The sequence below is a fragment of the Pseudomonas sp. IT-P12 genome, assembly GCF_949767465.1.
Taxonomy (GTDB): domain Bacteria; phylum Pseudomonadota; class Gammaproteobacteria; order Pseudomonadales; family Pseudomonadaceae; genus Aquipseudomonas.
Genome location: NZ_CATKPY010000027.1, coordinates 241,856 through 266,933 on the forward strand (window position 1 = coordinate 241,856; position 25,078 = coordinate 266,933).

At 61.2% G+C, this 25,078-nt stretch carries 24 protein-coding genes; 6 read left to right on the forward strand and 18 right to left on the reverse strand.

From position 1 onward, the window contains the following. Positions 1-35 precede the first annotated feature (35 nt). The 3 genes from def to ACM6IM_RS28015 all read right to left on the reverse strand — a co-directional run bounded on the left by def (position 36) and on the right by ACM6IM_RS28015 (position 1,883). Positions 36-575, reverse strand: coding sequence for a peptide deformylase (gene def / locus ACM6IM_RS28005; RefSeq protein ID WP_414866888.1), 540 nt, complete (start codon positions 573-575; stop codon positions 36-38). Further along, complete coding sequence (locus tag ACM6IM_RS28010; RefSeq protein WP_192305658.1) at positions 572-1,528, reverse strand: YihY/virulence factor BrkB family protein; 957 nt, start codon at positions 1,526-1,528, stop codon at positions 572-574. Before ACM6IM_RS28010 ends, def begins: the two co-directional genes overlap by 4 nt. 163 nt (positions 1,529-1,691) lie before the next feature. After that, positions 1,692-1,883, reverse strand: a complete 192-nt coding sequence (locus ACM6IM_RS28015; RefSeq protein ID WP_414866889.1) for a CsbD family protein — start codon at positions 1,881-1,883, stop codon at positions 1,692-1,694. Positions 1,884-2,084: 201 nt separating this feature from the next. Here ACM6IM_RS28015 and ACM6IM_RS28020 point away from each other — a divergent pair, with 201 nt between their 5' ends. Further along, positions 2,085-2,462: a hypothetical protein gene (locus ACM6IM_RS28020; RefSeq protein ID WP_192305656.1), complete on the forward strand. Its 378-nt coding sequence runs from the start codon at positions 2,085-2,087 to the stop codon at positions 2,460-2,462. A gap of 92 nt (positions 2,463-2,554) precedes the next feature. Here ACM6IM_RS28020 and fadD1 read toward each other — a convergent pair whose 3' ends face one another. Together fadD1 and fadD2 are read right to left on the reverse strand one after the other, a co-directional pair. Continuing rightward, a complete protein-coding gene (gene fadD1, locus ACM6IM_RS28025; RefSeq protein ID WP_414866890.1) occupies positions 2,555-4,255 on the reverse strand; it encodes a long-chain-fatty-acid--CoA ligase FadD1 in 1,701 nt (566 codons plus the stop codon). A 328-nt stretch (positions 4,256-4,583) separates the two neighbouring features. Further along, on the reverse strand, positions 4,584-6,272 hold the full coding sequence (fadD2, locus tag ACM6IM_RS28030; protein WP_414866891.1) for a long-chain-fatty-acid--CoA ligase FadD2: 1,689 nt from the start codon (positions 6,270-6,272) through the stop codon (positions 4,584-4,586). A gap of 238 nt (positions 6,273-6,510) precedes the next feature. On the opposite strand from fadD2, the gene ACM6IM_RS28035 reads away from it, so the two are divergent. Next, a complete protein-coding gene (locus ACM6IM_RS28035; protein ID WP_414866892.1) occupies positions 6,511-7,455 on the forward strand; it encodes a lysophospholipase in 945 nt (314 codons plus the stop codon). 43 nt (positions 7,456-7,498) lie between these two features. Further along, the gene (locus tag ACM6IM_RS28040; RefSeq protein WP_020295762.1) at positions 7,499-7,969 is read left to right on the forward strand and encodes a MaoC family dehydratase; all 471 of its coding nucleotides are present in this window, start codon (positions 7,499-7,501) and stop codon (positions 7,967-7,969) included. A 124-nt stretch (positions 7,970-8,093) separates the two neighbouring features. Here ACM6IM_RS28040 and ACM6IM_RS28045 read toward each other — a convergent pair whose 3' ends face one another. Further along, positions 8,094-8,561 carry a ferritin-like domain-containing protein gene (locus ACM6IM_RS28045; protein WP_192305648.1) on the reverse strand — a complete coding sequence of 156 codons (468 nt, stop codon included), beginning with the start codon at positions 8,559-8,561 and terminating at the stop codon, positions 8,094-8,096. A gap of 202 nt (positions 8,562-8,763) precedes the next feature. Here ACM6IM_RS28045 and ACM6IM_RS28050 point away from each other — a divergent pair, with 202 nt between their 5' ends. After that, the gene (locus ACM6IM_RS28050; protein ID WP_003213031.1) at positions 8,764-9,000 is read left to right on the forward strand and encodes a DUF3820 family protein; all 237 of its coding nucleotides are present in this window, start codon (positions 8,764-8,766) and stop codon (positions 8,998-9,000) included. Between the two features lie 9 nt (positions 9,001-9,009). Continuing rightward, positions 9,010-10,191: an aminotransferase class V-fold PLP-dependent enzyme gene (locus tag ACM6IM_RS28055; RefSeq protein ID WP_414866893.1), complete on the forward strand. Its 1,182-nt coding sequence runs from the start codon at positions 9,010-9,012 to the stop codon at positions 10,189-10,191. A 205-nt stretch (positions 10,192-10,396) separates the two neighbouring features. Here the strand turns inward: ACM6IM_RS28055 and ACM6IM_RS28060 are convergent, their stop codons facing one another. Genes ACM6IM_RS28060 through zwf form a run of 3 tightly spaced genes read right to left on the reverse strand, consistent with a single transcriptional unit; the run spans position 10,397 to position 13,249 of the window. Further along, positions 10,397-11,062, reverse strand: coding sequence for a bifunctional 4-hydroxy-2-oxoglutarate aldolase/2-dehydro-3-deoxy-phosphogluconate aldolase (locus tag ACM6IM_RS28060; protein WP_192305644.1), 666 nt, complete (start codon positions 11,060-11,062; stop codon positions 10,397-10,399). A 17-nt stretch (positions 11,063-11,079) separates the two neighbouring features. Beyond that, positions 11,080-11,793, reverse strand: a complete 714-nt coding sequence (pgl, locus tag ACM6IM_RS28065) for a 6-phosphogluconolactonase (protein WP_414866894.1) — start codon at positions 11,791-11,793, stop codon at positions 11,080-11,082. Next, complete coding sequence (gene zwf / locus ACM6IM_RS28070) at positions 11,780-13,249, reverse strand: glucose-6-phosphate dehydrogenase (RefSeq protein WP_192305640.1); 1,470 nt, start codon at positions 13,247-13,249, stop codon at positions 11,780-11,782. Before zwf ends, pgl begins: the two co-directional genes overlap by 14 nt. A 225-nt stretch (positions 13,250-13,474) precedes the next feature. On the opposite strand from zwf, the gene ACM6IM_RS28075 reads away from it, so the two are divergent. After that, entirely contained in the window at positions 13,475-14,335 is an 861-nt protein-coding gene (locus ACM6IM_RS28075) for a MurR/RpiR family transcriptional regulator (RefSeq protein WP_191623047.1), read from the forward strand. 118 nt (positions 14,336-14,453) lie between these two features. On the opposite strand, the gene ACM6IM_RS28080 is transcribed toward ACM6IM_RS28075, so the two are convergent. From ACM6IM_RS28080 to ACM6IM_RS28120, 9 genes are all read right to left on the reverse strand, one after another. Next, on the reverse strand, positions 14,454-15,308 hold the full coding sequence (locus tag ACM6IM_RS28080) for a D-hexose-6-phosphate mutarotase (protein ID WP_192305638.1): 855 nt from the start codon (positions 15,306-15,308) through the stop codon (positions 14,454-14,456). Positions 15,309-15,424: 116 nt separating this feature from the next. Continuing rightward, a complete protein-coding gene (locus tag ACM6IM_RS28085) occupies positions 15,425-16,771 on the reverse strand; it encodes a carbohydrate porin (RefSeq protein WP_192305636.1) in 1,347 nt (448 codons plus the stop codon). Between the two features lie 130 nt (positions 16,772-16,901). Then, positions 16,902-18,062, reverse strand: coding sequence for an ABC transporter ATP-binding protein (locus ACM6IM_RS28090; RefSeq protein WP_201193419.1), 1,161 nt, complete (start codon positions 18,060-18,062; stop codon positions 16,902-16,904). A 4-nt stretch (positions 18,063-18,066) separates the two neighbouring features. After that, complete coding sequence (locus tag ACM6IM_RS28095; RefSeq protein WP_192305632.1) at positions 18,067-18,912, reverse strand: carbohydrate ABC transporter permease; 846 nt, start codon at positions 18,910-18,912, stop codon at positions 18,067-18,069. Beyond that, positions 18,905-19,813: a carbohydrate ABC transporter permease gene (locus tag ACM6IM_RS28100; protein ID WP_192305630.1), complete on the reverse strand. Its 909-nt coding sequence runs from the start codon at positions 19,811-19,813 to the stop codon at positions 18,905-18,907. The genes ACM6IM_RS28095 and ACM6IM_RS28100 overlap by 8 nt, the downstream gene beginning before the upstream one ends. A 156-nt stretch (positions 19,814-19,969) precedes the next feature. Further along, complete coding sequence (locus ACM6IM_RS28105; RefSeq protein WP_192305628.1) at positions 19,970-21,262, reverse strand: ABC transporter substrate-binding protein; 1,293 nt, start codon at positions 21,260-21,262, stop codon at positions 19,970-19,972. A 118-nt stretch (positions 21,263-21,380) separates the two neighbouring features. Continuing rightward, positions 21,381-22,640 (reverse strand): AGE family epimerase/isomerase, encoded by a 1,260-nt coding sequence (locus tag ACM6IM_RS28110; protein ID WP_414866895.1) that lies wholly within the window; start codon positions 22,638-22,640, stop codon positions 21,381-21,383. Between the two features lie 246 nt (positions 22,641-22,886). Then, positions 22,887-24,356, reverse strand: coding sequence for an ATP-binding protein (locus ACM6IM_RS28115; RefSeq protein WP_414866896.1), 1,470 nt, complete (start codon positions 24,354-24,356; stop codon positions 22,887-22,889). After that, positions 24,346-25,077 (reverse strand): response regulator, encoded by a 732-nt coding sequence (locus ACM6IM_RS28120; RefSeq protein WP_192305621.1) that lies wholly within the window; start codon positions 25,075-25,077, stop codon positions 24,346-24,348. The genes ACM6IM_RS28115 and ACM6IM_RS28120 overlap by 11 nt, the downstream gene beginning before the upstream one ends. Position 25,078: the final 1 nt, after the last annotated feature.

The window sequence follows — 25,078 nt, forward strand, 5'->3', positions numbered from 1 at the left end:
GGGGGCGAGCGGGCTCGCTCCCACAAGGACCTGGATCAATCGTCAGCATTGGGATCGAGATCGGGAAACATCACTTCGGTAAAGCCGAACTTGCTGAAATCGGTGATCCGCGACGGGTACAACAGGCCGATCAGGTGATCGCACTCGTGCTGCACCACCCGCGCATGAAAGCCTTCGGCGATGCGCACGATCGGTTCGCCCTTGGGGTCGAAACCTTCATAACGGATCTGCTGGTAACGGTCCACCGCGCCCCGCAGGCCGGGCACCGACAGGCAACCTTCGACCCCCTCCTCCATCACCGGGCTCAACGGGGTGATCAGCGGGTTGATCAGGATGGTCTGCGGCACGGCCTCGGCATCGGGGTAGCGTTCGCTGTGCTCGAAACCGAAGATCACCAGTTGCAGGTCGACGCCGATCTGCGGTGCGGCCAGGCCGACGCCGCCAACGCTTTCCATGGTCTGGAACATATCGTCGATCAGTTGCCACAATTCCGGGCTGTCGAACATCTGCGCCGGGACCGGTGGCGCGATGCGCAGCAGGCGCTCGTCGCCCATTTTCAGGATTTCACGGATCATTGGATGGCTTCGTCAGTGTTCGGTTTGATCGAGTGGTCCCGACCCAGTCCCGATACGTGTTGTTTGGGGGTTTCGTCGAGCTCGCCGGGGACCTTTTCGCCAGGGTCCTTGCCTTCGCTGGACATGTGCTCGATCACCGCATTCATCTCCGCGCCGAGCAACAACACCGCCGAGGAAATATAGAAATACAGCAACAGCACGATGATCGCACCGATACTGCCATACATGGCGTTGTAGTTGGCGAAGGTCTTGACGTAGAACGCGAACCCCAGGGACGCGATGATCCACACCACCACTGCCAGCACCGACCCCGGGGTGATGAAGCGAAACTCCTGGCGCACGTCCGGCATGACGTAATAGATCAGCGCGACAGCGATCATCATCAGCACCACGATCACCGGCCAGCGGGCAACGGTCCAGACCGTGACGATGAAGTCTTCCAGCCCGACCTGCGCGGCAATCCAGCCCATCACCTGCGGCCCGAGCACCATCAACGCAGCGGCGACCAGCAACATGCCGGCGATACCGATGGTGTAGAAGATCGACAGGGGAAAACGCTTCCACAGCGGACGACCTTCCACCACATCGTAGGCCGCGTTCATCGCGCTCATCATCAGGCGCACGCCGGCCGAGGCCGTGTACAGCGCAATGACGATACCGACCGAGAGCAAGCCACCCTTGGATTGCTGGAGCTGGTCGATCACCGGGTTCACCTGTTCCAGTGCCTGGGGCGGCAGGACCAGTTCCGATTGCAGGCGCAGCCACGAGAAAAAGTCCGGCAGGTGCAGGAAACCGATCAGGGCGATCAGGAACAGGATGAAGGGAAACAGCGAAAACAGCATTTGATAGGCCAGCGCCGAGGCGTAGGTCGACATCTCGTCGTCGACGAACTCCTTGATCGTGCGCACCATCACTCGGTGGAGGGGCAAGCCTTTCATGTCGGGGAAAATCATGAGCGTCTCCTTTCGCCGCAAATCGCTTGAAGTCGTGGCGACTCAGGGGCCGTTTTCTACCATCAAATTAGCCTACTTGGCGATTTTGATCTTGTACAAGTAAAGGCCGACGCAAAAACGGCCATCCGCGGATGGCCGTTTCGGTCGTGCGTCAAAGGCTGGATCACGCCTTGTCGACACCTTTTTTCACCGCATCCTTGGCTTTGCCGACCGCTTGCTGTGCTTCGCCTTTCTTTTCCTGCACCACGCCCTCGGCGCGCATCTTGTCGTTGTCGGTAGCCTTGCCAACGCCTTGCTTGATGTTGCCGACGGCTTCGTTGGCCATGCCTTTTACTTTATCGCCAGTGCTGCCCATGGTGATTCTCCTGTGAACAATTGAACGCATTGAGTCGTTACACAAGGATTGACCGGAGGGGTTTGTGCAGAGTTTCATTTATTTTGCCCAACGACATTTCATCGCCGGCTGCAGGTTGGGCTTTATGTTTGCCGGCCAACCCCCGAGAATGCGCAACGTATTCAGGCCATGGCGCTGAAGATCCAACCCCGTAGGAATGTTATGAAACTCGATAAAAAGCAGGCCATTGCCCGCAGAAACCAGGAACTTGGCGGAGCAGTGCTGGGCGTCAACAACTGCCACTTCACCGAATTGAACCGCAACCGCAACATCTGGTGGTTCGATATTCCGGTGTCGCGCCTGGCCGTGGGTCAGTACGAATGGATTCACCTGCTGATGCACACCCCGGCCACCGACGAACTGCTGCACCTGAAGGTGCCAACGGTGTTCCTGCGCGAGAAGCTGGAAGGGCTGGTGGTGCGCAACGAAGGCAAGCGCAAGGCAGCGCTGAGCCTGGAATTGAGTGCAGACAAGGATTCATTCCTGCAGGACATGCGCCCGTCCGGGACCAACGTCAACTTCGCGCCGTTTCGCCAATAAGAACCCACCTGTGGGAGCAAGCGCGCCCACAGGACACCGAGGTTTCCAGACGGCCAACAAAAAGCCCCGCATCGGCGGGGCTTTTTGTTGGATTACGCGGTGGCTTTCTTCGCGTTGATCTTCTTCAGCTCTTCATCGCGCAACTCTCGACGCAGGATCTTGCCGACGTTGGTGGTCGGCAGTGCATCGCGGAACTCGACCGAGCGCGGAACCTTGTAGCCAGTGACGTTCGCCCGCATGTGCTCCATCACCTGCTCCTTGGTCAGGGTCACGCCCGGCCTGACAACGATGAAGATCTTGATCGCCTCACCCGACTTCTCGTCCGGTACGCCGATGGCCGCGCATTGCAGCACGCCCGGCAGGGTCGCCAGCACGTCTTCGAGCTCGTTGGGGTAAACGTTGAAACCGGAGACCAGGATCATGTCTTTCTTGCGATCGACGATGCGCATGTAGCCGTCAGGCTGGATCACCGCGATGTCGCCGGTCTTCAGCCAGCCTTCACTGTCGAGCATCTCATCGGTGGCTTCCTGACGCTGCCAGTAGCCCTTCATCACCTGCGGGCCTTTCACGCACAGCTCGCCGATTTCACCCAACGGCAGTTCCACGCCGGCATCGTCGATGACTTTGCACAAGGTCGAGGGCACCGGAATGCCGATGGTGCCGATCTGGATGTTCTGGATCGGGTTCACCGTGGCCACCGGGCTGGTTTCGGTCATGCCGTAACCTTCGCAGATGGCGCAGCCGGTGACCGCTTTCCAGCGTTCGGCGGCGGCCAGTTGCAGGGCCATGCCGCCGGACAGGGTGACTTTAAGCGCCGAGAAATCCAGCTTGCGGAAGCCTTCGTTATTGCACAGGGCGACGAACAGGGTGTTCAGGCCGACAAAGCCGCTGAACTTCCACTTCGACAGTTCCTTGACCATGGCGGTCAGGTCGCGCGGATTGCTGATCAGGATGTTGTGGTTGCCGATCAGCATCATCGCCATGCAATGAAAGGTGAAGGCATAGATGTGGTACAGCGGCAGCGGCGTGATCAGGATCTCGCAACCTTCATTGAGGTTGGAGCCCATCAGCGCCTTGCATTGCAGCATGTTCGCCACCAGGTTGCGGTGGGTCAGCATCGCGCCCTTGGCCACGCCCGTGGTGCCGCCGGTGTATTGCAGCACCGCCACGTCACCACTGGCCGGGCTGGCTTCCGCCACAGGCTGGCCCTGGCCCTTGCTCAGTACCTCATTGAACTTGATGGCCTTGGGCAAGTGATACGCCGGGACCATCTTCTTCACGTACTTGATGACGCTGTTGATCAGCAGGCGCTTGAGCGGCGGCAGCAGGTCGGCCACTTCGGTGACGATGACGTGCTTGACGCCGGTCTTGGGCACGACCGTCTCGGCCAGGTGCGCCATGTTGGCCAGGCACACCAGGGCCTTGGCACCGGAATCGTTGAACTGGTGTTCCATCTCCCGCGCGGTGTACAGCGGGTTGGTGTTGACCACGATCAGCCCGGCGCGGATGGCCCCGAATACGGCGACCGGGTATTGCAGGACGTTGGGCAATTGCACGGCGATTCGATCGCCCGGCTGCAAGTCGGTATGCTGTTGCAGGTAAGCGGCAAAGGCACCGGACAATTCGTACAGTTCACCGTAGGTGATTGTCTTGCCCAGGTTGCTGAAAGCCGGCTTGTCGGCGAAGCGTTGGCAGGACTGCTTCAACACTGCCTGAATATTCGGGTATTCGTCCGGATTGATGTCGGCAGCAATCCCGGCAGGGTACTTATCCTTCCAGAAGTCTTCGATCATGCAAGCCCACTCCTCAGCAACGCGAATTCAAATACCGCATTTGATGCGATTATTATTGGTGTTGATTGTTGGTGAATCCGGCCGTTTTTGAAGGCCAGGAGGTCACAAAGCGCGCCGAGATTAGCAGCTTTGCCAAGGGCCGACTAGAGCCAAACGTGGCCCCTACAGTCATTTTGGTGACTCAAGAATAACAGGCAGTCATTTTAGAGCAAAGGGTCTATAAGACCCTGAAAGCCCCGGAATTCGGGGCCTTCACAACAAGATATCGAGCAGACTCGCCCCCACAGACGGGGACGTAATCCGTGGGAACGACGCGTCCATTCATCGCTTACGCAATATCCCGCAGCTCCCGCCGCAGAATCTTGCCCACCGGCGTCATGGGCAACGACTCGCGCAACACGATGTGCTTGGGCACTTTGTACGCCGTGAAGTTTTCCTTGCAGTAAGCCTTCAGCTCTTCGAGGCTCACGCCTGATTCACGCGCCACCACGAACAGCTTCACCGCCTCGCCGGAGCGCTCGTCCGGTACCCCGATGACCGCACAATTGGCGACTTTCGGGTGGGCCATCACCACGTCTTCGATTTCGTTCGGGTACACGTTGAAACCCGAGACGATGATCATGTCTTTCTTGCGATCGACGATGCGTACGAAACCGTCCGGGTCGATCACCCCGATATCGCCGGACTTGAACCAACCCTCGGCGTCCAGCACCTCGGCGGTGGCATCGGGCTTCTGCCAGTACCCTTTCATGATCTGCGGGCCCTTGATGCACAGCTCGCCGCGCTCGCCCAACGGCTGCTCGACGCCCTCATCGTTGATGATTTTCAGCGTGGTGCCCGGCACCGGCAGGCCGACGGTGCCGATCCGCGACTTGTCGCCGTAGGGGTTGGTGCACGCCACCGGCGAGGTTTCGGTCAGGCCGTAGCCTTCGGTGATGCGGCAACCGGTCAGTTGCTCCCAGCGCTCGGCGGTGGCCTTGACCAGCGCGGTGCCACCGGAGTTGGTCAGCTTGAGGCTGGAGAAATCCAGGGTCTTGAAATCCGGATGGTCCATCAGCGCGACGAACAAGGTGTTGAGCCCCAGCAGGCACGAGAATCGCCAGTTCTTCAGCTCCTTGATGAAAGCGCCGATGTCCCGTGGATTGGTGATCAGCACGTTGTGGTTGCCGGTCACCATCATGCACATGCAATTCGCCGTGAAGGCATAGATGTGGTACAGCGGCAGCGGCGCGATCATCACCTCCTGCCCTTCGCGCAACAGCGGCTGGCCATCGTCGCCATACTGCCCGAGGCAGCCCCGCGCCTGTTGCATGTTGGCCACCAGGTTGCCGTGGGTCAGCATTGCGCCCTTGGCCAGGCCGGTGGTGCCGCCGGTGTATTGCAGCACGGCGATGTCGTCGAGCCCGACGTTCAGCGGCTTGATGCCCTGGCCACGGCCCATGCGCAGGGCGCTCTTGAAGGAAATGGCCTGGGGCAACTGATAGTCCGGAACCATTTTCTTGACCTTGCGCACCAGCGTGTTGACCAGCCAGCCTTTGGCGGCGGGCATCATGTCGCCCATCTTCGCTTCGATCAGGTACTGCAGATCGGTGTCGGCCAGCACTTCCTGGACCTTCTGCCCGAACATGTTGAGGTAGACCAGCGCACGGGCACCGGAGTCCTTGAACTGGTGGCGCATTTCCCGTGCGGTGTACAGCGGATTGGTGTTGACCACGATCAGCCCGGCGCGCATCGCACCGAACACGGCAATCGGGTATTGCAGGACGTTGGGCATCTGCACCGCAATGCGATCCCCGGGCTCCAGGTCGGTGTGGGCTTGCAGGTAACCGGCGAACGCCGCGCTCTGGCGTTCGAGTTCGGCGTAGGTCAGGGTCACGCCCATGTTGCTGAAGGCCGGGCGGTCCGCAAATTTCTTGCAGGAACGCTCGAACACCTCGATCACCGACTTGTAGGCTCCTTGATCGATGTCCAGGGGCACGCCGGCCGGGCGTTTGTCATTCCAGAAATCAGGTTGCATTGTTCTTGTCCTCTTTACCTGAACCTATCCGGGGCCGCTTGTGTGTCCTTGCTTTCCCATCCCTTGGAACAGAAAGCAAAAAGCGGAGCTTCACGGACACTAGCAGCTATGGCCAATCAGGCAAATATGGCAACAACCGACATTGATCGTATGAATCTTGGTGCCTTGGTGTGGGCTGATCGGACGGCGGGCGAAGGATGCGCTATACAATGCAACGTGCCCATGCAAAGGAATCGCCATGATCCACGACACCTTCTGGCTGACCGCGAGTGACCGCAGCCGCCTGTTCGTCAACCAGTGGTTGCCGGACGCGCCGTTGAAAGCCGTGATCCTGCTGGCCCATGGCATGGCAGAACACAGCGCTCGTTATGCCCGTCTGGCGCAGGAATGTTGTGCTCAGGGCTACGGCGTGTATGCGCCGGACCAGCGAGGGCATGGCAGAACGGCCGACGGCGGGACCCTCGGTCACTTCGCCGACGACGATGGCTGGTGCAAGGTGGTTGGCGACCTGGCCAGCCTCAACCAGCACATCGGCCAACAGCACCCCGGGGTGCCCATCGTGTTGCTTGGCCACAGCATGGGCAGCTACATCGCCCAGGCTTATCTGCTGCACCACAGCGCCAGCCTGCACGGCGCGGTACTCAGCGGCTCGAACTTCCAGCCCGTGGCGCTTTATCGCGCGGCGCGCCAGATCGCTCGCCTCGAACGCCTGCGCCAAGGGCCGAAAGGCCGCAGCGCCTTGATCGAATGGTTGTCGTTCGGTTCGTTCAACCAGAAATTCAAACCGGCGCGAACGCCCTTCGACTGGCTCAGCCGCGACCCCGCTGAAGTCGACAAGTACGCCAACGACCCGCTTTGCGGCTTTCGCTGCACCAACCAATTGTGGATCGACCTGCTCGGCGGCTTGCAGCAGATCAGTAAAGCGTCCAATCTCGCGCAGATCGACCCGGGCCTGCCATTGCTGGTGATCGGCGGAGAATGTGATCCGGTGAGCGAAGGCAAGCGTCTGAAAGATCTGGCCGACGCACTGCACGCCGCCGGCTGCCAGAACCTGCAATTGAAGATTTATCCGCAGGCCCGGCACGAACTGTTCAACGAGTGCAATCGCGATGAAGTGACGGCCGATGTACTGGGCTGGATGGCCCACGCCCTCAGCCACCGCCGCCCGCCCAGATCCGAATAGTTGTTTTTTGTGTTTTTTTATTTGTTACAGGAATTCAAAACCGATGACCCAGGTGACCAACACTCCTTATGAAGCCCTCGAAGTCGGGCAGACCGCCAGCTACAGCAAGACGGTCGAAGAGCGTGACATTCAATTGTTCGCCGCGATGTCCGGGGACCACAACCCGGTGCACCTGGACGCCGAGTTCGCTGCCGCCACCATGTTCAAGGAGCGCATCGCCCACGGCATGTTCAGCGGCGCCTTGATCAGCGCGGCCGTGGCCTGCGAGTTGCCTGGCCCGGGGACGATCTACATCGGCCAGCAGATGAGCTTCCAGAAGCCGGTGAAGATCGGCGACACCTTGACGGTGCGCCTGGAGATTCTCGAGAAGCTGCCAAAGTTTCGCGTGCGCATCGCCACCCGCGTGTTCAATCAGCGTGATGAACTGGTGGTGGATGGCGAGGCGGAAATCCTCGCACCGCGCAAGCAACAGACAGTGACATTGCCGACCCTGCCGGCGATCAGCATCGGCTGAATTTCAGCGCAAAAAAAGTGGGAGCGAGCCTGCTCGCGATGGCGCCAGGTCATTCAACAGTGCTGTTGAATGAGAGGCAGCTTTCGCCAGCAGGCTCGCTCCCACAGGTGGCTACACGCTTGGATTACGAACGTGCGCGAGCCTGGTTACGCAGGGCCTTGACCTGATCGTGGTTACGTTGCACGCCGTGGTACTGACGTTCAACCAGGTCACGAATGCCCACCAGGTTGTGTTTGTTGATCTTCTCGATGGCTTCACGGTAAGCCTTCAGCGCGTGGTCTTCACCGCGCTCGGCTTCGTTCAGCACAGCCTCTTCATCCTTGCCGGTGAACATCGCTTTCACATCGACCCAACGACGATGCAGGTCACCGCTGACGCTGGTCGAGGTTTCCGGATCGCCACCCAGCGAACGTACGGCAGCTTGCAGTTCCGAAGCCGCAGTCGCGCAATCGGCAGAGCGCTGGGTGAACAGCGTTTTGAGTTCCGGATGCTTGATGTCTTCAGCGCAGGTCTTGAACCCTTCCTGACCGTCCTTGCTGGTTTCGATCAGGTCATTGAGCACAGAGATCGCTTCTTTATTCATGTCGGTCATTTTCAATTCCTCACGGGTTGATGAAAGATGCAATAACTATTGCAGCCGACATGCCAGCTTTCACATTGCAATTTACTCCTTAAATTTCAATAACTTAGACTTTAAGCGGAAATCTGTATCCGCTTTTTTTGCATGATCTGTCATTTGGCCTGCATGCAGAATGCCTGTATTTTTCAAGTGGCCGAATCAAGACGAGCCACCGATGAACCCTGAAAAGCTGGAACTGCTGATTACCCGCGAAATGCCCTTTGGCAAATACAAGGGTCGCATCATTGCCGACCTGCCCGGTCCCTACCTCAACTGGTTCGCCCGGGAAGGCTTTCCCCATGGCGAATTGGGCGGGTTGCTGGCCTTGATGCAGGAAATCGATCACAACGGTCTGTCGGAGTTGCTCGAGCCGTTACGTGCCAAACATGGCAAACCCGCCCCTCGCCACTGAGTTGTCCTTATGCCCGATAACACCCGCCGCGCCCGTGATGAACTGTTCTGGAAAACCTTCGCCGATCGCTACGCCGTCGAGTCCGGTCCGGTCAATCTGGAAAACGGCTACTTCGGCCGCATGTCGCGCACGGTGGTCGAGGAGTACCAGCGCAACATCGAACTGATCAACCGCAGCAACTCGGTGTATGTGCGCCAGCGCTTCGAAAAGGCCGACGGCGTGAGGATCCGCACCCGGCTCGCCGAGTTGATCGACGTGCCGGTGGACAGCGTTGCCTTTACCCGCAATGCCTCGGACGCCCTGCAGTCGCTGATCCGCAATTACAATCGCCTGCAACCGGGCGACCAAGTGCTGATCTGCGACCTGGAGTACGACACGGTCAAGGGCGCGATGCGTTGGCTGGCACGCCATCGCGGCGTCGAAGTGATCGAGATCGAGCACACGCACCCCGCCAGCTTCGACAGCCTGCTTGAGACCTATCGCGACGCCTTTGCGCGTAATCCCAGACTCAAGCTGATGGCGCTGACCCACGTCACCCACCGCACCGGGCTGGTGATGCCGGTACAGGCGATCGCCGCTGCCGCGAGGGAGCATGGCGTCGATGTGATCCTGGACGGCGCCCATGCCCTCGGGCAGATGGAGTTCGACCTCGCGGAACTGGGCATCGAGTTTGCCGGGTTTAACCTGCACAAGTGGATCGGCGCGCCGCTGACCCTGGGCTTCATCTACATCGCCCCCCATCGCCTGGCCGACATCGACCCGGACATGGGCGAACTGCATTTCCCGGTCACCGACATTCTAGGGCGCACACCCTACAGCACCCCCAACATTCCGGCGTTGCTGACCCTGCCGCTGGTGTTCGAGGAACACAGGGCCATGGGCGGAGCCGCCGCCAAGGGCACCCGACTCAACTACCTGCGCGACCTGTGGGTCCGCGCGGTGCGCGAGCTGCCGGGCATAGAGGTCCTGACCCCGGACGATCCCCGACTGTATTGCGGCATCACCTCGTTGCGCTTCACCGCGCAGGCCGATCAACAGACGATGGTCGAGCGACTGCTCAACGACTTCAACCTGTTCACCGTGGTCCGTAGCGGGGCGGCCTGTGGCCCGTGCATTCGAATCACGCCGGGGCTGACCACGACCGCCGAGCATATGAGGCAGTTGGTTGCGGCGTTGACACAGCTGAGCTGATGCCCTCTCCCTGTAAAAGCGAGCTTGCCCGCGAAAAAGGTCCAGACACCGCTGGCTTCCTGACAAACCGCGTCACCGTTGACGACTCTCGCGAGCAGGCTCGCGCCTACCGGGGGGCGACGGTGGCTTTCTGGCGGGCAAAAAAAAGGTGCGCCGACCAAGCGCACCCAAAAGCCGTAGAACACACAACGAAGTGTCGGGTCGATCAGTCCAGCAGCGCCAAGGCCTCGGCGGTGCATTCCTGAATGCGGGCCCAGTCGCCGTTCTTGATCCACTCGGGATCCAGCATCCAGCTACCGCCCACGCACATGACGTTTTTCAACGCCATGTAGCTCTTGATGTTGGCCGGGCCGACGCCGCCGGTCGGGCAGAATTTCACCTCGCCGAACGGGCCGCCGAGGGCCTTGATGGCTGCGACGCCACCGCTGACTTCCGCCGGGAACAGCTTGAAGCGGCGATAGCCCAGGCCATAGCCTTCCATGATGCCCGACGCGTTGCTGATGCCCGGCAGCAGCGGAATCGGGCTGTCGACGCTGGCTTCCAGCAGGTCACGGGTAATGCCCGGGGTCACGATGAATTGCGAACCGGCCGCTTCGGCAGCCGCCAGCATCTGCCGATCGAGCACGGTACCGGCACCGGTCACCAGCTCCGGACGCTGTTCGCGCAGGATCTGGATCGCCTTGAGGCCGAACTGCGAACGCAGGGTCACTTCCAGGGCGGTCAGGCCACCGGCGGCCAGGGCATCGGCCAGCGGCAGGACGTCCTGTTCACGAGCGATGGTGATCACCGGCAGGATCCGCGCCTTGGCGGCGAGGCTGTCGATCAGGGCAACTTTATCCGCCATGGAAACGGTCGGGGATGGGTTTGTCATAGCGGCTGTTCCTTGGCTCATGGGCACCAGTAAATCTCTAACGTAGGTTGCAGAAATGCGCGAATCGGCAGTGCGGCGACATCGTCACCGGCCAGTGCGGTGTTCAGAGTGGTCAGCTTGGACTGACCGGAAATCGACAGAATCTTGTGTTTGGCCGATGCCAGTAGCGCGCGACTCATGGTCAGACGTTGATGCGGCACGGTCGGCGCCAGCATCGGATAGCATCGACGCGTGCCGTCGGCCTTCAAGGCCTCGGCGAGGTTCGGGCTGTTGGGGAACAGCGACGCCGTATGCCCGTCGTCGCCCATGCCCAGCACCAGCACGTCGATCACCGGCAATTCGGAAAGCAAACGGTCGGCGTGCTCGGCGGCCTGTTCCAGATTGGCGCTGGCGCTGTACAGGCTGAGGAACTGCGCCTTGGCTGCCGGCCCCTGCAACAGGTATTTCTTGAGCAGGCCGGCATTGCTGTCGGCGTGCTCCACCGGCACCCAGCGCTCGTCCGCCAGGCTGACCACGACGTTCGACCAGTCCAGCGCCTGCTTGGCCAAATGCTGGAAAAACGCCACGGGACTGCGGCCGCCGGAGACCACCAGGGTCGCGGTGCCCTGGGTGTCGATCGCATCGCTCAATTGCTTGGCCACGTTCAGCGCCAGGCTCTCGGCCAGCAGCACCGGGCTCTTGAACGCATGGGCGCTGACGCCCTGGGGCAGTTTCAAATCAGATATCGCCATACCACGACCTCCCATCCCGCGTGATCAGTGCAATGGAGCTCATCGGCCCCCAGGACCCGGCCGCGTACGGCTTGGGCGCATCGCCGGACTTTTTCCACCCGGCGATCAACTGGTCACACCACTTCCACGCGGCTTCGATTTCATCTTTGCGGACAAACAGGTTCTGATTGCCGCGCATCACTTCCAGCAACAACCGCTCGTAGGCATCGGGAATCCGTGCGCTGCGCCAGGTGTCGGAAAAATTCAGTTGCAGCGGACCGCTGCGCAGTTGCATGCCCTTGTCCAGGCCCTGGTCCTTGGTCATCACCCGCAGGGAAATGCCTTCGTCCGGTTGCAGGCGGATAATCAGCTTGTTACTGATCTGCAGGCGCTGTTCCGGCGCAAAGATGTAGTGCGACGGTTCCTTGAAATGGATGACGATCTGCGACAGCTTCTGCGGCATGCGCTTGCCGGTGCGCAGGTAGAACGGCACGCCGGCCCAGCGCCAGTTACGGATGTCGGCACGCAGGGCGACGAAGGTTTCGGTGTCGCTCTGAGTGTTGGAATTGGGCTCTTCAAGGTAGCCCGGCACCGGTTTGCCTTCGCTGTAACCGGCGATGTACTGGCCGCGGACCACCTGCGTGGTCAGGCCTTCCGGACTGATCGGCGCCAGGGCCTTGAGCACTTTGACTTTCTCGTCACGGATGCTGTCGGCGGACAGGTCGGCCGGCGGGTCCATGGCGATCAGGCAGAGCAGTTGCAGCAGGTGGTTCTGGATCATGTCCCGCAGTTGGCCGGCCTTGTCGAAGTAGCCCCAGCGACCTTCGATCCCGACTTTCTCGGCCACGGTGATTTCCACGTGGGAGATGTAATTCTGGTTCCACTGGGTTTCGAACAGGCTGTTGGCGAAACGCAGGGCGATCAGGTTCTGGACGGTCTCTTTGCCCAGATAGTGGTCGATGCGGTACGTGCGGTTCTCCGGGAAGAACTGCGCCACGGCGTCATTGACCGTGCGCGAGGATTCGAGGTCCGAGCCGATGGGTTTTTCCAGCACCACACGGGTGTTTTCCGCCAGGCCGACCTTGGCCAGGTTCTCGCAGATCGCACCGTAGACGGCGGCCGGCGTGGCGAAGTAGGCAATCAGTCGCTGGGTGGTGCCGGCCAGTTCGGCCAGGGCCACGTAATCTTCGGACTTGAGGAAATCGACGTGCAGATAGGTCAGGCGCGCCAGGAAACGTTCGACCACTGCTTCGTCCAGCTCTTTGGCACCGACATATCGGCGCAGCTCGGAAGCGATGAACGTCAGGTGCTCCTGCTCGCTGCCGGGCTCACGGGCCAGCGCGATGATGCGCGTGTCCTCGTGCAGCAGGCCGGCGCCATCGAGCTGATACAGGGCAGGAAACAGCTTGCGCAAGGCCAGGTCGCCAAGGGCGCCGAACAGGGCGAAGGTGCACGGTTCAACCGTAATCGAAGGCATGATATTTGTTCTTTTATCAAGTTAAGCTACAAATACCTTTTTTCAAGGCATCACTCAAGGGAAAATGTAGTAATAACCACAACATTTCCGCAAAATACAGATTCCGAGTGGTGGTCGGTCGGAGCCATCAGTAGGATAGGCCACCGTTACGGGCCCCATCAAAGGCCCTTTTTGCATAGCCGTGCGCTTATCGGCGCAGGTGTCAAGGATACTTATATGGACCGCGTGCGAAATTTACTGGAGCAGATCCAGAATCGCCTTGAAGAGCTGAACAAGGCCGAGCGCAAAGTCGCCGAGGTGATCCTGCTCAACCCACAGCAGGCCACCCGGTTCAGCATCGCCGCCCTCGCCCAGGCCGCTTCGGTCAGTGAACCGACGGTCAACCGCTTCTGCCGTTCGTTCGGCGTCAGCGGTTACCCGGAACTCAAGTTGCAGCTGGCCCAGAGCCTGGCCAGCGGCGCCGCGTACGTCAGCCGCGCAGTGGAAGCCGACGACAACCCGGAAGCCTATACCAAGAAGATTTTCGGCAGTGCCATTGCCTCCCTGGACAGCGCTCTGCAAGCCCTGGACCCGAGCCTGATCAGCCGCGCCGTCGACCTGTTGATCCAGGCCCGGCAGATCCACTTCTTCGGCCTCGGCGCCTCCGCGCCGGTGGCACTGGATGCGCAGCACAAGTTCTTCCGTTTCAACCTGGCCGTCACGGCCCATGCCGACGTGCTGATGCAGCGCATGATTGCCTCGGTGGCGCACACCGGTGAACTGTTCGTGATCATTTCCTACACCGGCCGCACCCGCGAACTGGTGGAAGTGGCGCGTATCGCCCGGGAAAACGGCGCTTCAGTGCTCGGCCTGACCGCCGAAAACTCACCGCTGGCCAAAGCCAGCACCTTGAGCCTGAACATTCCGTTGCCTGAAGACACCGACATCTACATGCCGATGACCTCGCGGATCATTCAACTGACGGTGCTGGACGTCCTGGCCACCGGCATGACCCTGCGCCGTGGCGTGGATTTCCAGCCGCATTTGCGCAAGATCAAGGAAAGCCTGAATGCGAGCCGGTATCCGGTGGGGGATGAGTTCAACTAACTCAAAACCTTCATCGCCTGCCAGGCCCTCTTCGCGAGCAAGCCCGCTCCCACATTGAAATGGGTGTCCCTGTGGGAGCGGGCTTGCCCGCGAAGGCGCCAGCGGCGACGCCGCACAGTCAAACCCCCACCCGCGCCTGCAAACTCAAATGCGCCCGCTCCCCCGGCTTCAGGCACAAACTGTCCGTACCACCGCTGGCTGCTTCCACGCAAACAAACTCCGACACCTCGTCCCAGCTCACCCCCAGCAATGGCCGCGAGCCGGGATGCCAAACCACCGTATCGGCGGTTTCGCCGGTATCGATGCACAATTCGCGCTGCCAGGCATGGTCCTTGAGCTGCAATTCACCCTCGTGCTGGAACACCCGCTGACAGCCGCCCTCCACCCGTAACTCGCCTTCCTGCTGGCAAACCTGACGGTTGAGCTGGTCGTAACCCTGCGCGCCTTCGAGCCCAGACAGCGCTACCTCACCGACGTCGCCAATACGCCAATAGGCGTGCAACGCCTGACTCAACTGGCACGGCAGGCTGTCCTGATGCTCGGTGCTCAGGCGCAACTCCATGCGTTCGCCCAGGTGCGCATGCAGGTCCACCTGCCAGTCACACAACTCCAGACGCCAGTGCAGGCGCACGCCGTCGTCGTCATGGCGGCTGTCGAGCAGCTTCCAGTCAAGCAAGCGGGCCCAGCCATGGGACGGCCAGGCGTTTTCGCTCGGATGCCGGCCGTACCACGGCCAGCACACCGGCACGCCACCGCGAATGGCGCCCACGTGTGGCCATCTCGCCGCGCACCAGAGCCAGGGTTTCTGCCCCCTGGGCTGAAAGTGCAGCAATTGCGCGCCCTGCCGGCTGAACACCGCCTGACACAGCGGGTGATCGATCACCAGCACATCGCGCTTCTGATAGCGCTCCCAGGCGAACACCGGACGTTCGCGCAAGGATTTGAAGAAGCGTTGTAGCGGATGCTCATGCATGTGCCACGGTCCTGAAATTCATCTGCCACCGGGGTGCGCCGCCCTCCCAAAAAAAAGCGGACAGCCTGGGCCGTCCGCAAAAATGCGCACATAGAGAGGAGCTTATCGCAACAGCGTTAGAACACCGACTGAATTTTCAGGCCGGCGACCAGCGCGTTGTCGACTTCATCCACACCGCCTGGGTGAGTGATGTATTGCAGGTTGGGACGCACGGTCAGCCAGTTGGTCACGTGGAAGCCGTAGTTGATTTCGTAGTTGTATTCGGTGTCGCGCAGGGGCGAGAACAACGGGTCCTGGTAATCGCCGACACCATTGGCGGCGTTGACCAGCTCGGCGTTCTTCTTCACGTCATCGTTGACATGGATACGGGCGAAACCGATACCGACGTCATCCTTCGGACGCGCATCGAACGGGCCCTTGTACACCAGCATCAGCGACTGGTAGTTGTCGACGATGTTGGTGTCCTTGTCGTGGAAGGTGGCGTTGGCGGAAAGGGTCAGACCGCGCGACGCGTCACCGTTGTGGCTGGTGAGTTGTTGCTGCGCCACGAACCAGTAACCGGACTTGCTGCTGTGGCTGCGATAGGCATTGCCGCTGGTGGCCGCGTCATCGCCGTTCACGTCTTCACGAACGTCATCGGCCTTGGCCGTGCTCTTGTAGTAACCGACACGGTATTCGCCCGGCAGATTGCCTGGGTTAGGCAACCACACCAGTTCCACCGGCAGCACGGTGCCCTTGGTACCGCTGCCGCTGAGCTTGAAGCCGTTGCCGTGTTCCAGTTGCGACGGGTTCTGGTTATAGGCGCCGATCTGCGCATAGAACTCCGGCGAGATGTTGTACTTCACGCGGATGGCCGCCTGGCTGACCGGCCAGTTGTACCAGATGTTGGTGGCCCAGTTACCCACCTGGGAACCGCAGAACGCCAGGTTCTGGAATTCGCACGGGAAGGTGTTGAAGTCTTCGCCTTCACCGAAGTAACCGGCCTTGACGTCCAGCTTGCCGTCGAGGAACTGGTGCTTGATCCACAGTTGGGTCAGGCGAACCATGTGGCCACGGCCGTAGACTTCCTGGGACGAACTCAAGGTGCCGGCACGCGGGTCGCCCACGCGGTCGTTGGAGATGTTTTCGCCGTTACGGTTGGTCAGCTGGATCTTCGCCTGGGTGTTATCCCAGCCCCAGAGCTTTTGCAGATCCAGGGCGACGCCGAGGCCAAACTGGTCGGAGTAACGCGCCGTCTTGTCGTTGTTGTAGCCGCCGTGCAGGTTGCCACCGACTTCACCGACGTAATCCATTTTGATGTCGATACCCTGCTCGATCAGGCGGGTCCGCTCACCACCCCAGTCACCGGTCATCCATTCGGAGTCGGCGGCAAACGCGTCAGCCGCCTGGACGCTACCGGCCAGCATCATTGCCGCAACTGCCGATAACTGGCAGATCAACTGGGCGTTGTTGTTCTTCTTCATCCCTACATTCCTCGTTTTATTGTTATTAACTTTTGTTTAACGCGGTTACAGCGGTTGTGGCGGACGACAGGCCGCCCGTCACGGATTTCCCCCTGGTGGGAGCGAGCAGGCCCGCTCCGGCACGTATTCTTCAGCGGCCCTTGAATTGAGCGACGTTCGCCGCGTGGTTCCCGACCTTCGGCACACCGGCCTCGCCGAGGCGCTCACCGGTCTTCGCATCAAACAGCAGCACTTTCGAGGGGTCGAACTGCAGGGTCAGGGTCTCGCCTACCTGCGGCGCAACATCCGGCGCCAGGCGGCAGCAGACCTTGGTGTCGTTGAGATTGACGAACACCAGGGTGTCGGGTCCGGTCGGTTCGGTGACTTGCACCTCGGCGCGAATGGTCGGCAAACCATTGCCGTCGCTGGTCGCCAGTGCGATCTGCTCCGGGCGGATACCAAGGATCACTTCGCGGTTTTCGAGACCGGCGTCCTGCGTGCCCAGCGGCAACTCGCAGCGCGCCTGGCCGCTGTCGAGCAGCGCCAGCAGACGGCCGTCCTTGCGTTGCAGGCGCAGGGGGATGAAGTTCATCGGCGGCGAACCGATGAAGCTCGCCACGAACAGGTTGGCCGGGTTGTTGTAGATGTCCTTCGGCGTGCCGAACTGCTGGATGATGCCGTCCTTCATCACCGCCACCTTGTCGCCCAGGGTCATCGCTTCGATCTGGTCGTGGGTCACGTAGACCGTGGTGGTTTTCAGGCGCTGGTGCATCAGTTTCATTTCGGTGCGCATCTCGACCCGCAGCTTGGCATCGAGGTTGGACAGCGGTTCGTCGAACAGGTAGATCTTCGGCCGCCGCGCCAGGGCACGGCCCATCGCCACGCGCTGCTGCTGGCCACCGGAGAGCTGGCCGGGCTTGCGGCCCAGCAGGTGCTCGATCTGCAACAGCTTGGCGACACGGGCGACTTCCTCGTCGATTTCGGCGGTCGGCATCTTGCGGATCTTCAGGCCGAACGCGATGTTGTCGCGCACGCTCATGGTCGGGTACAGCGCGTAGGACTGGAACACCATGGCAATGTCCCGGTCTTTCGGGCTCATGCCGCTGATGTCGGCGTCATCCACCAGGATCGCCCCGCCGCTGATGGTTTCCAGGCCGGCAATGCAGTTCATCAGCGTGGATTTGCCGCAACCCGAGGGGCCGACCAGGATCAGGAATTCCCCGTCGTCGATCTTCAGCTCGATGTTTTTCAGGGTGTCCGGCAAACCGGCGCCATAGGTCTTGTTGACGTTGCGTAATTCGAGAGTTGCCATGTTTCTACCCCTTGACCGCGCCGGACGTCAGCCCACGCAGGAAATACTTGCCAGCGAATATGTAGACCAGCAGTGTCGGCAGCCCGGCGATCATCGCGGCCGCCATATCAACGTTGTATTCCTTGGCCCCGGTGCTGGTGTTGACCAGGTTGTTCAGGGCCACGGTGATTGGCTGGGCATCGCCACTGGCGAACACCACGCCGAACAGGAAATCGTTCCAGATCTGGGTGAACTGCCAGATCAGGCAGACCATGACGATCGGGATCGACATCGGCAGCAGGATCTTCCAGAAGATGGTGAAGAAGCCCGCGCCATCCAGGCGCGCCGCCTTGACCAGCGCATCCGGAACGCTCACGTAGTAGTTGCGGAAGAACAGCGTGGTAAACGCCAGGCCGTAGACCACGTGCACCAGCACCAGGCCGGTGGTGGTGTTGGCCAGGCCGAACTTGCCCAGGGTGAACGAGGCCGGCAGCAGCACGGTCTGGAACGGCAGGAAGCAACCGAACAGCAGCAGGCCGAAGAACAGTTGCGAGCCGCGGAAGCGCCACATCGACAGTACGTAGCCGTTCATCGCGCCAATGAAGGTCGAGATCAGCACGGCCGGCACGGTGATTTTCACCGAGTTCCAGAAGTAGCCGCCGACCACGTCCCAGGCCTTGACCCAGCCGATGCCGTCGATCACCGCCGGCCAGCTCAGCAGGTTGCCGGTGCGAATGTCTTCCGGGGTCTTGAAGCTGGTCAGCAGCATCACCACCAGCGGGATCAGGTACACCGCCGCCGCCAGCAGCAAGGTGGCGTAGATGGCGATGCGGCTGAAGCTGAGCGCCGGTTTGCCGAGTTGATTAGTCATGGCGCTTGCCTCGCAGCTCGGAGTACAGGTACGGCACGAGAATGGTCAGCACGGCACCGAGCATCAGCATGGCGCTGGCCGACCCGATGCCCATCTGTCCACGGCTGAAGGTGAAGGAATACATAAACATCGCCGGCAGGTCGGACGAGTAGCCCGGACCGCCCGCCGTCATCGCCGCGACCAGGTCGAAGCTCTTGATCGCAATGTGCGCGAGGATCATGAAGGCACTGAAGAACACCGGGCGCAGGCTCGGCAACACGATCTTCAGGTAGATGGTCGGCAGGCTCGCGCCGTCGACTTGCGCGGCACGGATGATCGACTGATCGACGCCGCGCAGGCCGGCGAGGAACATCGCCATCACAAAGCCCGAGGCTTGCCACACGGCGGCGATCACCAGGCAATAGACCACGCGATCCTGATCCACCAGCCAGTCCAGACGGAAGCCTTCCCAGCCCCAGTCACGCAGCATCTTGTCCAGGCCCAGGCCCGGGTTGAGCAGCCATTTCCACGCGGTACCGGTGACGATCATCGACAGTGCCATCGGGTACAGGTAGACGGTGCGAATGAAGCCTTCCTTGCGAATGCGCTGGTCCAGCAGCACGGCGAGGAACACGCCGAGGATCAGGCTGATGCCGATGAACATGCCGCCGAAGAGCGCGAGGTTCTTGCTCGCGACCCACCAGCGGTCGTTGTCCATCAGGCGCATGTATTGCTGCAGGCCGACCCACTTGTAGCTCGGCATGAAGCTGGAATTGGTGAAGGACAGAATGAACGTCCAGATGATGTAACCGTAGAAACCAACCAGCACGATCAGCATGCTCGGCGCCAGTACCAACTTGGGCAACCAGCGCTGCAGCGCATCGAACGGTGAGGCTTTGCTGAAAACCGCCACAGAGCTCATCGGGATAATCCAGAGAAGAGAAAATAATCGCCACACCGATCCAGTGTGGGAGCGGGCTTGCTCGCGAAAGCGGAGTGTCAGTCAACACATGTGTTGAAGTTGGAACCGCTTTCGCGAGCAAGCCCGCTCCCACATTTGGGTGGGGTATGTCAGGGATTACTGCGCCGCTTTGACCGCCGACGCCAATTGCGCGCTGGCCTTGGCCGGGTCGGCGTCCTTGTCGTTCATGAAGTTGGTGACCACGTCGAAGATCGCGCCTTGCACGGCCAGGGAAGTGGCCATGTTGTGCGCCATGCTCGGTTGCAGGCCGCCGGTCTTGTCATCCGCCAGGAAGTCCTTGGCCGCGGTTTGCGCGCAGGCGTCGAAGCCGAGCTTGTCCATCTCGTTCAGCATGTCGGTGCGGACCGGAATCGATCCCTTGTTGATGCTGAAGACTTTCTGGAAGTCGGTGCCCAACGCGACCTTGGCCAGGTCCTGTTGCGCGGCGATGTCACCCTTGCGATCGGCCTTGAGCTTGAACACGGCCAGCGAATCGATGTTGTAGGTGAAGGATTTGTCGGTGCCCGGGAAGGCCACGCACTGATAGTCCTTGCCGGCGACTTTCTTCGCCGCCGTCCATTCGCTCTTGGCCCAGTCACCCATCATCTGCATGCCGGCCTTGCCGTTGATGACGTCGGCGGCAGCGATGTTCCAGTCACGACCGGCACGGTTCGGATCCATGTAGGTGGTGATTTTCTTCAGCTCGGTGAACGCCTTGGTCATGTCGGCGCCCGCCAGGGTTTTCTGGTCGAGGTCCACCAGGGCCTTCTTGTAACCGTCGGCGCCCATGACCGAGAGCACCACGTCTTCGAACACGGTGCTGTCCTGCCACGGCTGGCCGCCGTGGGCGAGCGCGATGAAGCCGGCGGCCTTGAGCTTGTCGCCAGCGGCATAGAATTCTTCGAGGGTGGTCGGGGCTTTGTCGATCCCGGCTTTCTTGAACACTTGCGGGTTGATCCACAGCCAGTTGACGCGGTGGATGTTCACCGGCACGGCCACGTAGTCGCCTTCGTATTTGACGGTGTCGGAGACTTTTTTCGACAACAGGCCATCCCAGTTTTCAGCCTTGGCGACATCCTTGAGGGTGTCGGTGCTGAGCAGGCCGGTGCTGCCCCACTCCTGGATGTCCGGGCCCTTGATCTGGGCAACGCCTGGCGGGTTACCGGCCACGGCACGGCTCTTGAGCACGGTCATGGCGGTGGAACCGCCGCCCCCGGCAACTGCGCCGTCCTTCCAGGTGAAACCGTCTTTTTCGACTTGGGCCTTGAGCACATCGACCGCTGCCTTTTCGCCACCGGACGTCCACCAGTGAACGACTTCCACGGAACCTTTGGAAGCGTCGGCAAGGGCACTGAGGGGAAACAGGGAGGCGATAGAAATGACAGTAGCGAGGCGAGAAATCGCATTCATCTAGAAGTACCTTTCTTGTTGTTATGCATTGCAAGTCTGGTGCTTGCGCTGCATGGGATTTTAAACAGGAGCGTTCCCCTCGCAGGTAACGAAGGGACGCGTGAATGTCACCGCATGGTTACATGGAAATGCTCTGGGACAACCCTGCCAGGGCACTGGCCATGCTCGGCGCCAGCGGCAGGCGCGGGATCAGCACGGCTTGCCAGGCGTGATACAGATCGGGCTTGCCCGCCCAGATATCGGCGCTGGGCCGGTTCTGCGGGTTGAGTTCATGGTGCCAGCTGCCGTCTTCGCGATCGATGAAATACTGCTCGCAAAATGCCCAGAACCGTCGGTACCAGGCTTCGTACTGCGCCTCGCCCGTGCGCTTGAACAATGCGCTGGCAGCGGCGCTGGCTTCGCAATGGGTCCAGTGCAGGCGGTGACGCACCACCGCCCGATTGTCCCAGTCGAGGGTGTAGACGATCCCCGGCAAGCCATCGATATTCCAGCCGTGGCGGCAGTTGTGTTCGAAGAGTTGTTGCGCGTCGCTGACCAGCCAACCCGGCGTCAGCATGCCGGCCTGCACGCGCGCGGCTTCGAGGTGCAGCACCAGCCGCGCCCATTCGAAACCATGGCCCGGCGTGGTGCCGTAAGGACGGAAGCCGTCGGCAGGGTTATCGTGGTTGTACTCGCGCAAGGGTTGCCAGTCGCGATCGAAATGCTCGATCACCAAATAACCATTGGCCGCGGCATGGCCATGGATCACGCGCTCGACGATGCGCTGCGCACGGCTCAACCAGCGCTGTTGACCCGTGACATCGGCCAGGGCGAGGAATGCTTCGGTGGCGTGCATGTTGCTGTTGGCGCCGCGATACGCTTCTTCGTCACGCCAGTCGCGACTGAAGGATTCGCGCATCGCGCCCTCCTCCTCGCTCCAGAAATGCGTGTCGATGATCTGCATCGCATCATCGAGCAGGGCCTGTGCGCCGGGGCGCTGCGCAACCACGGCGGAGCTGGCGGCGAGGGCCACGAAGGCGTGCAGGTAAGCGGCCTTGCCGGTGTTGCCATCGGCGTGATGGGCGCTGGCGAACCAGCCGCCGTGCACGGCATCCTTCAACGCACCGCTGAGCGCCTGGACGCCGTGATCGACCAGCTCGGCAAACCCCGGCAGACCCTGAATATGCGCCATGGCGAAGCTGTGGGTCATGCGCGCGGTGTTCATCGTTTCGGCCTGGGCATTGGCCGGCAGCCGGCCCTTTTCATCCAGGTTGCCGAAACCTTCGGGCAGTTTCGACGCCTTGGCAAACGCCAGCAGGCGCAAGCCTTCGGCGGCGAGCCATGGCTGATGGGCCGGTGCGTCCAGCCAATTGCCGGAAACGGGTGGAGAGGTGTGCATGGGCGGCCTTTCTTGTTGTTATGACTGGAGGGCAGTCTAAACAACGGGCGCCGGCGGGCTTGTAACGAAGGGGGTGGGTTATGTCACTGAATGGTGACATTCAGCCTTGTTTGAATGTATTGACCGGTCTGACGCCATCGCGAGCAGGCTCGCTCCCACAGGGTCCTGTGTCGTTCACAAAATCCATGAACACCCGAGAAACCTGTGGGAGCGAGCCTGCTCGCGATGGGGGCGACTCGGTCCTGGCTAGTCAGCATTGCGCGGCAACTGCAGCGTCACCCTCAACCCACCCTCACGCAGGTTCTGCAGACTGACCTCGCCACCATGGCTGTGGGCAATGTTGCGGGCGATCCCCAACCCCAATCCATAACCCTGTTGCTGCCCGGCCAGGCGGAAGTGGGGTTCGAACACCTGTTCCAGCCGCTGCTCCGGCACGCCCGGCCCTTCGTCATCGACATGCAGGACAAAGGCGTTCTCGTCGTCATCGATATGCAGGTGCGCGTTTTGCCCGTACTTCAAAGCGTTGTCGATCAGATTGCCGATGCAGCGCTTGAGCGCCAGGGGTTTTCCGGGATAGGCCGCCAGCGCCCGGCCATCCTGGGTCACGCGGCCATTGCCGTGGGGCGCCAGGTACGGTTCGACCAGGCAGTCGAGCACATGATTGAGGTCCACCAGCTCGATGTTTTCGTGGATGTCGGTGTCTTTCACGCATTGCAGCGCGCCTTTGACCAGCAGCTCCAGTTCATCCAGGTCACGGCCGAACTTGGCTTGCAGCTTCTCGTCTTCGAGCAGCTCGACGCGCAGGCGCAAGCGGGTGATCGGCGTGCGCAGGTCGTGGGAAATCGCGCTGAACAATTGGCTGCGTTCGGTGAGGTAACGGCTGATGCGCTCACGCATGGCGTTGAACGCACGGCCCACTTCCACCACCTCACTGCCACCGCCCTGCGCCACCGGCTCGACGTCCGCCCCCAGCGACATTTCCCGCGCCGCCCGTGCCAGGCGCTTGAGCGGCCGGCTTTGCCAGTGCACCAGCAGGCCGATGAACAACAGGAGAAAACCGCTGGTCAGGACAATGAACCACACTTGCTGGGCCGGCAGGCCCTGCTCTTCCAGACTGGTGTAGGGCTCGGGCAACAGCGAGGCGATGTACAGCCATTCACCCGGCGCCATCTGGATCTGCGTGACCAGCACTGGTGGGTTCACCGGCTCCAGGGTCAGCGCGTAATGCGCCCAGGAGCGTGGCAACTCATCGAGCTTCAGGCCGCCGTTGAAGATGCGCAAATCCTCGGGACTGACGAACGACACCGAGATGTCCGTGTCCTGGCCAAGGGACTGGCGCAACACGCCATCCACGGCCTTCATCACCGCCAGCTTGCGCGGCGTGATGGGCAGCACTTGCATGCCCAGGGGTTTGTCGTTGAGGGTCACCACGAACCGCGTGCCGCCCATGCTGCGCAACTGGTCGAGCACCAGCGGGCGATAGGCCACGGGCAACGAGCGCAGGTAACTGACACTGGCCGTCATCGAATGCGCCAGGCTGCGGGCACTGGTGACCAGGCCCTCCAATTGCGTGGCGCGCAACTGCGAGACCCAGATTACGCTCGACAACGCCTGGGCAAACAACACCGCCAGCAGTGTCAGCAGGAGCATCCGCCCGAGCAGCGAGCGCGGGACCGGCACTTTGCTGGCCAGCTTGCGGAAGAACTCAGTGACCATTGCTGGCAACCACATTGGCCGCCAGCTGATAGCCACTGCCGCGCACGGTACGGATCAGCCGCGGCGGTTTTTCGGTATCGCGCAGGCGTTGACGCAGACGGCTGACCGCCATGTCGACGATGCGATCCAGCGGCATCAGGTCGCGACCCCGGGTGGCATTGCCGATGGTGTCGCGGTCGAGGATTTCCTGGGGGTGATCGAGGAACAGTTTCAGCAGGGCGAAATCGGCGCCGGAGAGAATCACTTCCTCGCCGTCGGTGTGGAACAGCCGATGGCTGACCATGTCCAGTCGCCAGTCGTCGAAGGCCAGCACTTCACCGCCGGAACGCTCCTGCCCGAACTGCGCGCGACGCAGCAAAGCCTTGATGCGCGCCTGCAATTCACGGGGACTGAAGGGTTTACCCAGGTAATCGTCGGCGCCCAGTTCCAGGCCGATGACCCGGTCGGCTTCGTCGGAACTGGCCGTGAGCATGATGATCGGCACCTGCGCCTGGCGCGGGTGCTGGCGAACCCAGCGGCAGAGGCTGAAGCCGTCTTCGTCGGGCAGCATCACATCGAGGATGACCAGGTCGCTCGGCGCCTCGTTCAAGGCCTGGCGAAAACCGGCGCCGTCGGGCGTGGTACGTACCTGGAAACCGGCACGGGTCAGGTAGGTGTCCAGCAACTCGCGTATCTCTTGATCGTCATCGACCAACAATATCGACTTGTTGACTGAGCTCACG